11 protein-coding genes and 2 tRNA genes are annotated in these 12,226 nt (G+C 63.0%); 4 read left to right on the plus strand and 9 right to left on the minus strand.

Going from position 1 to position 12,226, the window contains the following annotated elements; all coding sequences use genetic code 11:
• Window positions 1-2: 2 nt before the first annotated feature.
• The 5 genes from KEC45_RS08980 to ettA form a co-directional block, all read right to left on the minus strand.
• Window positions 3-479 (minus strand): glutathione peroxidase, encoded by a 477-nt coding sequence (locus KEC45_RS08980; protein WP_062180269.1) that lies wholly within the window; start codon window positions 477-479, stop codon window positions 3-5.
• A 27-nt stretch (window positions 480-506) separates the two neighbouring features.
• On the minus strand, window positions 507-1,184 hold the full coding sequence (locus KEC45_RS08985) for an ABC transporter ATP-binding protein (protein ID WP_062180266.1): 678 nt from the start codon (window positions 1,182-1,184) through the stop codon (window positions 507-509).
• Window positions 1,177-2,427, minus strand: a complete 1,251-nt coding sequence (locus tag KEC45_RS08990; protein ID WP_062180262.1) for a lipoprotein-releasing ABC transporter permease subunit — start codon at window positions 2,425-2,427, stop codon at window positions 1,177-1,179. The genes KEC45_RS08985 and KEC45_RS08990 overlap by 8 nt, the downstream gene beginning before the upstream one ends.
• 386 nt (window positions 2,428-2,813) lie before the next feature.
• Window positions 2,814-3,260, minus strand: a complete 447-nt coding sequence (locus KEC45_RS08995; RefSeq protein ID WP_083435765.1) for a PaaI family thioesterase — start codon at window positions 3,258-3,260, stop codon at window positions 2,814-2,816.
• Between the two features lie 4 nt (window positions 3,261-3,264).
• Complete coding sequence (gene ettA / locus KEC45_RS09000) at window positions 3,265-4,944, minus strand: energy-dependent translational throttle protein EttA (protein WP_062180258.1); 1,680 nt, start codon at window positions 4,942-4,944, stop codon at window positions 3,265-3,267.
• Window positions 4,945-5,074: 130 nt separating this feature from the next.
• Here ettA and KEC45_RS09005 point away from each other — a divergent pair, with 130 nt between their 5' ends.
• From KEC45_RS09005 to KEC45_RS09015, 3 genes are all read left to right on the plus strand, one after another.
• Window positions 5,075-6,460, plus strand: a complete 1,386-nt coding sequence (locus tag KEC45_RS09005) for a M20/M25/M40 family metallo-hydrolase (RefSeq protein WP_252171945.1) — start codon at window positions 5,075-5,077, stop codon at window positions 6,458-6,460.
• 204 nt (window positions 6,461-6,664) lie between these two features.
• Window positions 6,665-7,066: a hypothetical protein gene (locus tag KEC45_RS09010; protein WP_193749137.1), complete on the plus strand. Its 402-nt coding sequence runs from the start codon at window positions 6,665-6,667 to the stop codon at window positions 7,064-7,066.
• Window position 7,067: 1 nt separating this feature from the next.
• Window positions 7,068-7,144 (plus strand) — tRNA-Pro (locus KEC45_RS09015).
• A 17-nt stretch (window positions 7,145-7,161) separates the two neighbouring features.
• Here the strand turns inward: KEC45_RS09015 and KEC45_RS09020 are convergent.
• The 4 genes from KEC45_RS09020 to KEC45_RS09035 all read right to left on the minus strand — a co-directional run bounded on the left by KEC45_RS09020 (window position 7,162) and on the right by KEC45_RS09035 (window position 11,568).
• A complete protein-coding gene (locus KEC45_RS09020; protein ID WP_062180253.1) occupies window positions 7,162-8,637 on the minus strand; it encodes a M20 family peptidase in 1,476 nt (491 codons plus the stop codon).
• Between the two features lie 69 nt (window positions 8,638-8,706).
• A tRNA-Ile gene (locus tag KEC45_RS09025) sits at window positions 8,707-8,782 on the minus strand.
• 67 nt (window positions 8,783-8,849) lie between these two features.
• Complete coding sequence (locus tag KEC45_RS09030; RefSeq protein ID WP_062180251.1) at window positions 8,850-9,887, minus strand: polysaccharide deacetylase family protein; 1,038 nt, start codon at window positions 9,885-9,887, stop codon at window positions 8,850-8,852.
• A gap of 40 nt (window positions 9,888-9,927) precedes the next feature.
• Window positions 9,928-11,568 (minus strand): histidine kinase dimerization/phospho-acceptor domain-containing protein, encoded by a 1,641-nt coding sequence (locus KEC45_RS09035; RefSeq protein ID WP_252171946.1) that lies wholly within the window; start codon window positions 11,566-11,568, stop codon window positions 9,928-9,930.
• Window positions 11,569-11,737: 169 nt separating this feature from the next.
• Here KEC45_RS09035 and KEC45_RS09040 point away from each other — a divergent pair, with 169 nt between their 5' ends.
• Window positions 11,738-12,211 (plus strand): Lrp/AsnC family transcriptional regulator, encoded by a 474-nt coding sequence (locus tag KEC45_RS09040; RefSeq protein WP_062180245.1) that lies wholly within the window; start codon window positions 11,738-11,740, stop codon window positions 12,209-12,211.
• Window positions 12,212-12,226 lie beyond the last annotated feature (15 nt).

The raw sequence follows: 12,226 nt of genomic DNA on the forward strand, positions 1-12,226 counted from the left end.
GCTTAACCCAGCAGTTCTTCAATCTCTTTGCGCAACTGCTCGGGCTTCGTCGTCGGCGCGTGGCGCGACACCGTCTTTCCGTTCCGGTCGACCAGGAATTTGGTGAAATTCCACTTGATCCCGCTGCCGAGCAACCCGGTCTTTTCCTTCTTCAAATGTTTGAAGATGGGGTCGGCATCGTCGCCGTTGACGTCGATCTTGGCCATCAGGGGGAAGCTGACGTCATAGGTCAGCGAGCAGAAATTCGCGATTTCCGCCGCGTCCCCCGGTTCTTGCGCGCCGAACTGGTTGCACGGGAAAGCCAATATCTCGAATCCGCGATCCTTATAATCGCGGTACAGCTCCTCCAGCCCTTCATATTGGGGCGTGAAGCCGCATTTCGACGCCGTGTTGACGATCAGCAGCACCTTGCCCCGATAGTCGGCAAGCGATTGCGACCCGCCCCCGGGCAGCTTCGCCGAAAGATCATAAAGCGCCATCGTTCATCCCCTCCAATTTTCCCGAGCCTACGCCTCGATATGCCCCTCGTGCAAGCGCAGTACCCGGTCCATCTTTGCCGCCAGCCGCTCGTTGTGCGTCGCCACCAGCGCCGCCGAGCCATGATCGCGCACGAGCTTGACGAACTGATCGAACACCCGATCGGCGGTCGCCTCGTCGAGGTTGCCCGTCGGCTCGTCGGCCAGAACCAGAAGCGGCCGGTTCGCCAGCGCGCGCGCAACGGCGACGCGCTGTTGCTCGCCGCCCGACAGCTTGCTCGGCTTGTGATGCAGCCGCTCGCCCAGCCCGAGGCGCCCGAGCAGGTCCGCTGCGCGCTCCTCGGCCTCGGCTTGCTTTGCGCCGCGGATCAACTGCGGCAGCACGACATTCTCGATCGCATTGAAATCGGGCAGCAGATGGTGGAACTGATAGACGAACCCGATTTTCTCGCGCCGCGTCTTCGTCCGCTCACCTTGTTCAAAGCGCGTGACGTCCTCGCCGTCGATGCGGATCGTTCCGCCGAAGCCGCCTTCGAGGAGCCCAACGGCTTGCAGCATGGTCGATTTGCCCGACCCCGACGGACCGAGCAGCGCGACAATCTCGCCGCGTTTCAACGACGCATTGACGCCGCGCAGCACCTCGATCGTTACCTCGCCCTGCGTAAAGCTGCGCTTCAGCTCGACCAGTTCCAGCGCGACATCATTCATAACGCAGCACCTGCACGGGATCGGTATTGGCGGCTTTATACGCCGGATAGAGCGTAGCGAGGAAGCTGAAGACGATCACCATGATGACGATCGCCGTAATCTCGACCGGATCGGGCTTCGACGGCAATTCGGTGAGGAAGCGGATCGACGGATCCCACAAGGGTTGGCCGGTCAGGAATTCGACGCTGCGCAGCACGCCCTGACGGAAATAGAGCAGCGAGAAACCGACGATCATCCCGGCGATCGTCCCCGCAATGCCGATCGAAAGGCCGATCGCCATGAAGATGCGCATCACGGAATCGCGGGGCGCGCCCATCGTGCGCAAGATTGCCATGTCGCGCGTCTTGGCGCGTACCAGCATGATCAGCGACGAGATGATGTTGAACGAGGCGACGAGGATGATCAGCGACAGGATGACGAACATCGCGACACGCTCGATCGACAAGGCCTCGAACAGGCTGGCGTTCATCGATCGCCAGTCGGACACGACCGCCTTGGCGGCCACCTTTTCGGCTAGCGGTCGCAATATCTCGCCGACCTTGTCGGGATCGCTGGTCTTGACCTCGATCATCTGGACCTGATCGCCGGTGAGCAGCAGCAACTGCGCATCCTCCATCGGCATCACGACATAGGCCTTGTCGAAATCATAGACGCCGATCTCGAAGATCGCCGAGATGCGATAGCTGATTTCGCGCGGCACGGTACCGAAGGGCGTCGAACGCCCCGCCGGGTTGATGATCGTCAGGTTCGACCCCACCGTGGCGCCCAGGTTACGTGCCAACTCGCTGCCGATCGCGACATTGCCCGATCCCGGGGTCAGTGTATTGAGGCTGCCTTGCAGCACCTTGCCGTTCAGCGTCTCGTTCTTGCGGATGTCGGGCACGGTCATCCCGCGCACCAAAATGCCCTCGACGCGGCCGCTGAAGGTACCGAGCAGCGGCTGTTCGATCAGCGGCGTTGCCGAAACGACGCCGGGCGTGGCCTTTGCCTGCTTCAGCACGTCCTGCCAGTCGTCGATCCGGCCGCCGAAGCCCTGTACTACCGCATGGCCGTTCAAACCGACGATCTTGTCGAACAGGTCGCTGCGCACCCCGTTCATCACGCTCATCACGATCACCAGCGCCGCAACGCCGAGCATGACCGCGGTGAAGCTGAACGCCGCGGCGACGAAGATGAACCCTTCGCCGCGCTGCGGAAGCAAATAGCGTTTGAAGATGGTGCGTTCGTAAGGACGCAGGATCATGGAGCGATGGGCCTTTGCGGCGCATGGGAAATGACACGCATATGGGCCGCTTTAAGCGTCGCCAACCCCGCTGGCAATGGCCGCTGGAATGGCCGGAAACTGCAAATGATTTGCGAAATTGTGTTGCCGATAGGTCACAGCGCCAGGCAAAAGCAGGGCCGACCACCCGTCAGATGGTGACAAAGCCCCCCTGCGGACCTACCCACATGGCTTCTGGTTCAACGCGGCCCAAAGGCCCGGCTCCAGGGAGTGCAGGCCTTTCGCCAGGCCTGCAACAAAGGGGGATGGCGAGTGTTCGTCACAGGCGCCCGGGTCTTGGGAACGAGGCCCGGGCGTTGTGATTCCAGCGCAGCTCCGCCAGCGACCAGCGTTCCCGACAATTTCCTTCAGGGGATTGCGTAAGTCACATTGGCCTGCCCGACCGGCTTGTCCGCATCGTCGGTCCAGACACGGATATCCATCACCGCGAGCCTTTTTCCGAGGCGAAGCATTTGCGCATCGGCAAAGAGCGGGCCCGGACGGCATGGCCGCAAGAACTGGTAGTTAAGCGCGCTCGTCACCGCCATCGCGACCGGCCCGATATGCGCCAGAACCAGCGCATAGGCGGCCATATCGGCAAACCCCATCTGCGTCGGTCCCGAAATCAGTCCGCCCGGGCGAAGCGCCTTGTCGGTCGGATCCATCCTGGCCTGGATGAAACCCGGCACGGCGGACACGACATGACCGCGTGAGCCGGGTTCGGAATGCGGGAAGGCGCGTTCCAGAAATTCGTTGAGCGCGTCCGCGTCCATGCGGATCGCGCCCGACGATATCGGCGCCGCCTCCCCCACCATCAGATCAGCGCGTCAGCTTTTTATACGACGTGGCGTGCGGGCGCGTCGCATCGTCGCCAAGGCGGCGGATCTTATCCTCTTCATAGGATTCGAAATTGCCTTCGAACCACTCGACATGGCTGTCGCCCTCGAAAGCGAGGATGTGCGTCGCGAGGCGATCGAGGAAGAAGCGGTCGTGGCTGATGACCACGGCGCAGCCCGCGAAATTTTCGAGCGCTTCTTCGAGCGCCGCGAGCGTTTCGGTGTCGAGATCGTTGGTCGGTTCGTCGAGCAGCAGCACGTTACCGCCCTGCTTCAGCATCTTCGCCATATGGACGCGGTTGCGTTCACCACCCGAGAGCTGACCGACCTTTTTCTGTTGGTCGACGCCCTTGAAGTTGAAGGCACCGACATAGGCGCGCGTCTGCATCTCGTGCTTGCCGATGGTCATCATTTCGGAGCCGCCCGAGATTTCTTCCCAAACATTCTTGTTCGGGTCGAGCGCGTCGCGGCTCTGGTCGACATAGCCGAGGCGCACGGTATCGCCGATGGCAACGCTGCCGCTGTCGGCCGTTTCCTGTCCCGTGATCAGTTTGAACAGCGTCGATTTACCCGCGCCGTTCGGACCGATGACGCCGACGATGCCGCCAGGCGGAAGCGTGAACGACAGATTTTCAAAGAGCAGCTTGTCGCCATAGGCCTTCGAGATACCATCGACCTCGATAACCTTGCCACCGAGGCGTTCGGGGACCTGAATGACGATTTGCGCCTTGCCCGGGATGCGCTTTTCCTGCGCCTCGACGAGCTGGTCGAAGCTTTTGATACGCGCCTTCGACTTGGCCTGGCGGGCCTTCGGCGACTGCCGAATCCACTCGAGCTCGTCCTTGATCGCCTTCTGGCGACCCGCGTCCTCGCGCGATTCCTGCTCGAGGCGCTTGCCCTTCTTTTCGAGATAGGTCGAATAATTGCCTTCGTAGACGAAATAGCGGCCGCGATCGAGTTCGAGGATCCAGTTCACGACATTGTCGAGGAAGTAGCGATCGTGGGTGACGAGGATGACGTTGCCCGGATAGTCGACGAGATGCTTTTCGAGCCAGGCTACGCTTTCGGCGTCCAAATGGTTGGTCGGCTCGTCGAGCAACAAGATCGAGGGCTTTTCCAGCAGCAGGCGGGTCAGCGCGATACGGCGACGTTCGCCGCCCGACAGATTCTCGACGCTCCAGTCGCCGGGAGGGCAGCGCAGCGCTTCCATCGCGATTTCGAGCTGGTTGTCGAGCGTCCAGCCGTCGACCGCGTCGATCTTTTCCTGCAGCGTGCCCATTTCTTCCATGAGCGCGTCAAAGTCAGCGTCTTCCGGCGGGTCGGCCATCAGCGTGCTGATCTCGTTGAAGCGGTCCATCATGTCCGCGACGCCGCGGACGCCGTCCATGACGTTTTCCTTCACCGTCTTGGTCGGATCGAGCTCGGGCTCCTGCGCCAGATAGCCGACGGTGATCCCCTCGCCCGGCCAGGCTTCGCCGGTGAATTCGGTGTCCATGCCCGCCATGATCTTCATCAGCGTCGATTTACCCGTGCCGTTCGGGCCGACGATGCCGATCTTGGCATCGGGGTAGAATTGCAGGCTGAGGTTGTTCAGTGTCGGCTTTTGCGCGCCGGGATAGGTCTTGGTCAGACCCTTCATCACGAAACTATATTGGGCGGCCATGGATATGCTCCGGTATGGGCTGGGCCGCGGGCGCGGCCGGGAGAGTTTTCAGTTGCGCGCCGGTTAGCGAATGGGCGCGCGATTGGCAATCGGCGCTTGCGCGCGCGGGGCGCGCCGTTACGAAAGCGGCATGAAAATCCCTCGCACTTCCACCGGCCTTGCTGGAATCGCCGCCCTTCTCTTCTCCACCGCCGTATCGGCCCAAACGGCGCCGAGCGCAGCCGAACTGGCGCAGCAAGGCGACGATCCGGCGTGGGCGATCACCGAAGGACTAACGACCGAAATCGGCCCGCGACAGGCGGCGACCGAGGCGGAGGCGGCAGCGCGGCGATGGGGCGTCAAGCGGCTCACCGAAATGGGGTTCCAGAATGTGCGCGAAGAACCCTTCATGATGCAGACCTGGGTGCGCGGCACCGAGGAAGCATCACTGATCAGTCCCTATCAGCCGCAGAAGCTCCACATCACCGCACTCGGCACCAGCGCCTCGACGGGGCCCAAGGGGCTGGAGGGCGATGTCGTCTATTTCGCGAGCTATGACGCGCTAGTCGCGGCGCCCGACAATCTGGTGAAAGGCAAGATCGTCTTTATCGATCATCAGATGAAAGCCGCGCAGGACGGCAGCGGCTATGGCCAATATAGCCGCGCGCGCTTCACCGGTGCGAATGTCGCGGCCAAGAAGGGTGCGGTCGCAGTCGTGATCCGCTCGATCGGGACCGACAGCCACCGCAACCCTCACACCGGCGGCACAAATTTCGAAGCCGGCGTCAAGCCGATCCCCGCCGGCGCGCTCTCCAATCCCGACGCAGACCAGTTGGTGCGGCAATGGAAGCGCGTCAATGCGGGCCAGGCGGCCGCGCCGCTGCGGATGAAATTGCTCCTGACGCCGCGGAACCTCGGTCAGCAGCGTTCGGGCAACGTCATCGCCGAAGTGCCCGGCAGCAATCCCGATGCAAGCCCCGTCATCATCGCCTGCCATCTCGATAGTTGGGATTTGGGCACGGGCGCGATCGACGATGCGGCAGGATGCGGCATCATTACTGCCGCCGCGAAGCATGTCATGTCGGCCGGCCAACCGCGCCGCACGATCCGCATCCTGTGGGCGGGCGCCGAGGAAGTCGGCGTATTTGGCGGCAAGGCCTATTTCGATGCGCATGGCAAAGAAAAGCATGCCGTCGCCCTGGAGTCCGATTTCGGCGCCGACCGCGTGTGGCGCGTCGACTTCAAACTACCCGACAGCGCCAAGGCGCTTTCCGACCGGATTGCCGCCGCGGTGATGCCGTTCGGCGTCGTGCGCGGGAAGCAGGCGGCCAATGGCGGCGCCGATATCGGCGCGCTTGTGCAAGCGGGGGTTCCGGCGGTCGATCTGGCGCAGGATGGGACACGCTATTTCGATATCCACCACACGCCCGACGACACGCTCGACAAGATAGACCCTGCGCAATTGCGGCAAAATGTGACAGTTTGGGCCGCGACTCTGGCGATTCTGGCGAACAGCACGGACGACGAGCTTCCCTAGTATGACGGAGAAATGACAGAATCCCGCGCGCCCCGGCCATCTCAATTATTTTTGTTGACGATTCATGCGGAACGGCTAAATCCCGCGGCTCGCGGTACGGGAAGTTTGCCCGGACGCGTTAAGGCATTTTAGGGAGCCCACACATCATGAAGAAGTTTGCTGCTATCGCCGTTGCTGCCAGCATGTTCGCCCTCGCCGCTTGCGGTGAAAAGGCTGCTGAAGAAGCCACCACCGAAGCTCCGGCCGCTGAAGCGGTTGCTGAAGAAGGCGCCGACGCCGCTGCTGCTGGCGCTGAAGCCGCTGCTGCTGGTGCCGACGCTGCCGCTGCCGGCGCTGAAGCTGCTGCTCCGGCCGACGCCGCTGCTGCTGCTCCGGCTGCTGACGCTGCTGCCGCTCCGGCCGCTGACGCCAAGGCTGCTGCTCCGGCTGAAGAAAAGAAGTAAGTCGCAGCCCTTCGGGGCGTTGACTGAAACGAGAAACGGGCGGTCTTCCTTCGGGAAGGCCGCCTTTTTCTTTGCCTGCCTTTTGCTTTGCCCGCCTTTTTCGTCGAAGACGCATCGGTGGGATAGACTTGTGCCCATGCCCTGTCTAAGGCGCGGGCAGTAGTCGGGGAGTAGCGCAGCCCGGTAGCGCGCCTGCTTTGGGAGCAGGATGTCGCAGGTTCGAATCCTGTCTCCCCGACCACTATCTTCCCAAAGCGATCATCCGGCAGAGGTCGCGATCAGCCGCGCATAGAAGTCGATCATGCGCTTGAAGCTGTCGATCGTCATATGTTCGTTGGTGCCGTGGATCATCGCGGTTTCCTTGAGCGTGAAATGCATCGGCATGAAGCGATACACATCCTCGGAAATCGGCTCCATGCTGCGGCTGTCGGTCGCCGCGACGACCAGATAGGGCGCAACGACCGCATCGGGTGCGTCGGCCCGCGCTGCGGCAACGACATATTTCCAACCCTGCGAGCTGGTTGACGAGACGCGCGACGGTTCGTTCGGGGGCTTGACCCAGCTAAGTTCGACCGGCGCATCGCCGACCGCCGCCTTGGCGCGCGCCATCACGTCGGCCGAACTGTTCCACGGCGCAATGCGATAGTTGATGAGCGCGCTTGCCGATTGCGGCAGCACATTCTCCTTCGGGCTCCCCTCGAGCATCGTCGGCGCGATCGTCGTATGGAATGCCGCGGCCGATGAGGGCGACGCCGAGAGCTGTTTTCTGACCTGCGACCCGAGCAGCCACTGGTTGGCAACCGCCAGCTTCGTCGCACCGCCCTTGTGCGCGGCGAGCGCCTCGACCATCGCCGCGCCCGGACCGCGCATCTCGATCGGGAACGGGCTTTCGGCAATCGCCAGCACCGCACGCGCCAGCGTCGTCACGCCAGTTTCGGCGGGCGGCATCGAACTGTGCCCGCCGGGCGCGTTCGCGGTGACCTTCAGCGTCGCATAGCCCTTTTCGGCTACGCCGATCAGGATCGCAGGCCCGTCGATCACCGGTGTGTCGCGCAGAACGACGCTACCCTCATCCAGGGTGTAAAGCGCGCGCACGCCCTCTGCCTTCAGCTTGGCGGCGGCCGCGACGGCGCCCGATCCACCCGCCTCTTCGTCATGCCCCGATACGAGGTAGATACCGCGCTTGGGCTGGAACCCGTTTGCGGCCAGCGCCTCGATCGCCTCGAACAGGCCGATGAGCGAGCCTTTGTCGTCGACGGTGCCGCGACCCCAGACCGCCTTTTCCGCAACCGTTCCAGCGAAAGGTGGGTATTTCCAGTCCTTTTCGGTGCCTTCCGTGACGGGCACGACATCCTGATGCGCCATGACGATGATAGGAGCGAGCGACGCGTCGCTACCCGGCCAATGATAGACGAGCGTCCGGTTCGGCAGGATGGTACGCGTCATGACGCGGTGGGTCGCCGGATAGGTCGTCGCGAGCCAGCTATGCAGCCGGTCCCATTCGGCAATGTCATTCTCGGCCGGGTCCTGGTGCGAAATCGTCTTGATCTGCGCCGCGGCGCTAAGGTGCCCGACGGCAGCATCGAGATCATAGGTCGGCGCGGCAGCCAGCCTTATGTCGGAGCCATCGGCGATGTCCTTTGGCGCGAAGGTCGCGGTCCGTACCGCCACCGTTCCCGCGATCACCGCCACGATTGCCAGACCGCCAAGCAAAACCGTCCGCCGCTTCCCCATGTCCCTCTCCTTCTGCCAGCGCAATGAAGAGGCATCGGTTTCGATTTGCAAGGGAAATACATGGGGAAATGGTGGGCCCGGCAGGACTCGAACCCGCAACCTAGCCGTTATGAGCGGCCAGCTCTAACCATTGAGCTACAGGCCCCCTTTGCAACCCAGTGGGGGTGTGCGGGCGATAGCGGACGCGGTTGCGCGTTGGCAAGCGCCAACGATCAGGCGCCTTGCGACGGGCGTGCTTTTCGTTCGGCCATCGTCAATATTTCGGCGGCCGTGGTCGGCTCCACGCCGCGCCGCGCAAGGTGATCCAGAACGACATCCCACCAGCGATAGAATAGCGCAAGGTCTGCATCGTCGCGGACATAGGGCGTGTTTCCCGGCTGCAACGACGGCGAGTGAAACGAGAAGTTGAGCACCGGAAGGCGCGCCTCGATGGCGATATCAATGGCCCTGCAGGCGCGTTCGGCCGGAATGCCCTCGGGCGTCAGCGCGATCCGTTCGACCAGCCCCAGACGGGCGAGTGCCGCGCCGGCATGCGTGCCGTTACGCGCGACCCGGTGATAAATGCTACGCCCCGCGCCGCCGAGCAACCCGTCGAAGACCGTCGTGACCGGCATTTCGAGTATCGCGCCCTGCCCCGTTCGAACCCACCATGGATATAATGGCGCGTTGCGATAATCGGGCCCGTACCCGGCGCGATAATCGAACCCGCTACGCACCGATGTGTCACAGCGGAACCCCAGTTCGGCCAGCATCGTCGCGCTATCCGGCCCCAGCCCGTACCGCCCCGCCCGATAAACCGTCGGCGCAATCCCGAAGCGGCCGCGGATCGCATCGCGCAGCGCCGTCATTTTTTCGCGTTGCAGCGCGGCGGGCAGGTTTCCGGTATAGCTGTTGCGCGCGTTTACATCCTCGTCGTGCGGCGGGGTCACCCAAGGATGAAGCTGCGCCCCGATTTCGCAGCGGCCGCCCGCCTGCGCCGCGCCGAGGATGTCGACCGCTCGGTCGTCGGCTACAATCGGCCAGTCGACAAGATAGATGGGCTGGACGGCGGCGCGCTCGAAATAGTTCTGACATTCGGCGAGCGCGGGAACGGATCCGAGACGATAACCGGTGCGCGCGAAGGGCGCCGCCCAATCGAAATCCTCTTCGGTGTCGATCGTGACCCAGAAGCGCGGCCGTTCGCCCGCTTCCAGCCCGATCAGATCCGATGCGGCCGGATACGCAAAGAAATTGCCCGCAGGCTGCACCATGCTCCCCTTTGCCGCCACAGCGAGGCCGCCCGGCCTCGGCTTACTCGCCTTGCTGGGCTTCCAGCTCGACTTCGGCCTTCGAGTTGGCGGAGGGCAGGTGCAAGGTCAAGGCGTTATGCCCGATATCGAGGCGTCCGCCGCTTCCGCGCGCGAGGCTGTCGACAAGACGGAGCGAGAAACCGAGGCTGAGCACTGCCGCGCCGGGCGCCTCGCCTTCGGGGCTGAAACCGGGATCGAGCAATTCCGCCGCAGTCGCAAAGCGTATCGTCGCCGGACGTACGATGCGGAGTTGGAGCATGTCATCGTGCCGTGATTCGGTGACCAGTTGCCCAACCACGATCGCGCCAGGTTCGGATACATCGACGAGCGCCGTCAGCAGGCGGCCGACCATTCGTCGCACATTGGCGTCGCTGGCGAACCCGAGGAAGGGCCCTCCGACCCGCGAGATGCTGAGGTCGACGCGCTGGTCAGCAAGAAGGCCTGCGAGTTCGCTTTCGACCTGGGTCACGATCGCGCCGATATCGACGACGTCTTCGGGTATCCCTTCGACGCTGACGGTATCGCTTCGCGCCGCGGTTTCCAGATCGTCGATGATCGCCTGTACCGACGCGGCATCGGCCACGATCTTTTCCGCCATCGCGCGATAATTATGACTTACCGGGCCGAACATCTGCCCCGAAATAATCTGCGCGAAGCCGGAAATGGCATTCAGCGGGCTGCGAAGCTCATGGATCAACTGCCGGATCGAATCACCAGAATCCTCTGGTGCCGGTCGGCCGTACGGCATCTCATTGCGGTGCGGACGGCGCGCGCTCGCCCGGTAGCCACGGAACTGCCCTGTCGCGGGATCGAACCAGGGCAGCGCCGAAAAGCGCCATTCGCCGGCATCGGCCGGCGTCCCTTCCAACATCATGCGTGCGTTGATGATTTCGGCCCGCTGGCGAAAGGCACCTGCCGCAACGCCGTCGGTCCCGGGTTCGCCGCCGAAAGCCGCTTCGGCGATCGACAGGCCGACGACCGCGCCGCGGGTGACGCCCTCGACCCAATGGATCACGCCATCGGGGCCGGTTTCGAACAGGAAAGCGGCACGCGGCGCCTGCGACTGGGTGGGGCGTGCGCGCGTCGACTGATATTTGTCGATCCGGCGGACGAGTTCGCTGATCTGGCTCGGATGACTTTCCAGCGCGGGCTCCGGCACCACTTCCACAGCAATGACGGACTCTTCGGCGGCTGCGATTTCGGGCTGCGGCAAAGCAACCGACGCACTGCCAAGGCTGGCAAGGGCGCGACACACGCCATCCGGAAGGTCGGAGCGGCTCGCCAGTACCGATCGCGCCATCGCGCTTGTGGCTGGCAGGACCGCCAGCCAATCGGCCTCGGCAAGACGCGCGTCGCGCAGCATGATTGCCGACACCGCCGGCACATCATTCGCATAAAGCGCGACGAGCGGCGCAAAGCGCCCATGACGCGCAATAGCGCGTGCGCAGTCACGCCGTACGGATTCGGGGACGCGCGGCCGAAGCACGGCGAGCGCATGCAGGCTGCGACGAATATCTTCATCGCCCAGTTGATTGCCGCGCTGCGCCAGAATATCGGAGAGTTGTCGCCACGCCGTGATGCTCGCACGGCGATCCGCAGGCGCTTGGCGCAAGATGGTCGCAATCATCGAGTCAGCAGTCACGCGAATTGAGCCCCACACCCTCGGTTGTTGGTTAGCATATGCTTACCGGCTAGCGTGAATCATCCGGTCATGAAAGTGCCTTAACCTTCCGCGTCGCATTGTGGGACAATTGCATTCGCCTGAAATAATATTATGGTCGCCGCAGTTTTGGAAAACGGATGTTTCAACGATGGCTAGTCAGAAATTCGATCAGATTGATTTGCAGATATTGGGCGAGCTGCAAAAGAACGGGCGGATGACGAATGTCGAACTGGCACAGATGGTGGGATTGACCGCTCCCCCCTGCCTTCGCCGAGTCCGGGCGCTTGAGGAATCCGGGGTTATCCGGTCCTATCACGCCGACCTCGACGCATCGAAGCTCGGTTACGGGATTACTGTCTTTGCGATGGTCAGCTTGCGCAGCCAAGCCGAATCCGACCTCAAGGCGTTCGAAGATTATGTCGGCGGCCTGCCCGAGGTGCGCGAATGCTATATGCTGAACGGCGAAATCGACTTCCTGCTCAAAGTCGTCGCGCGCGACCTGCAGAGTTTCCAGTCTTTCCTGACCGCCCATCTGACCTCGGCGCCCAACGTCACGAGCGTGAAAACCTCGCTCACGATTCGCACTGCGAAGCAGCTCGCGGGCATTCCCGTCGAACTCTGAACGTTAACGGGCCGG

The sequence above is a fragment of the Sphingopyxis sp. USTB-05 genome (assembly GCF_023822045.1).
Taxonomy (GTDB): Bacteria; Pseudomonadota; Alphaproteobacteria; order Sphingomonadales; family Sphingomonadaceae; genus Sphingopyxis.

Coding starts and splice junctions, on each gene's coding strand:
- KEC45_RS08990 (WP_062180262.1), bottom strand. CDS start 2,427: ATGATCCTGCGTCCTTACGAACGCACCATCTTCAAACGCTATTTGCTT.
- KEC45_RS08995 (WP_083435765.1), bottom strand. CDS start 3,260: ATGGTGGGGGAGGCGGCGCCGATATCGTCGGGCGCGATCCGCATGGAC.
- KEC45_RS08985 (WP_062180266.1), bottom strand. CDS start 1,184: ATGAATGATGTCGCGCTGGAACTGGTCGAGCTGAAGCGCAGCTTTACG.
- KEC45_RS09020 (WP_062180253.1), bottom strand. CDS start 8,637: ATGGGGAAGCGGCGGACGGTTTTGCTTGGCGGTCTGGCAATCGTGGCG.
- KEC45_RS09030 (WP_062180251.1), bottom strand. CDS start 9,887: ATGGTGCAGCCTGCGGGCAATTTCTTTGCGTATCCGGCCGCATCGGAT.
- KEC45_RS09040 (WP_062180245.1), top strand. CDS start 11,738: ATGGCTAGTCAGAAATTCGATCAGATTGATTTGCAGATATTGGGCGAG.
- KEC45_RS09005 (WP_252171945.1), top strand. CDS start 5,075: ATGAAAATCCCTCGCACTTCCACCGGCCTTGCTGGAATCGCCGCCCTT.
- ettA (WP_062180258.1), bottom strand. CDS start 4,944: ATGGCCGCCCAATATAGTTTCGTGATGAAGGGTCTGACCAAGACCTAT.
- KEC45_RS08980 (WP_062180269.1), bottom strand. CDS start 479: ATGGCGCTTTATGATCTTTCGGCGAAGCTGCCCGGGGGCGGGTCGCAA.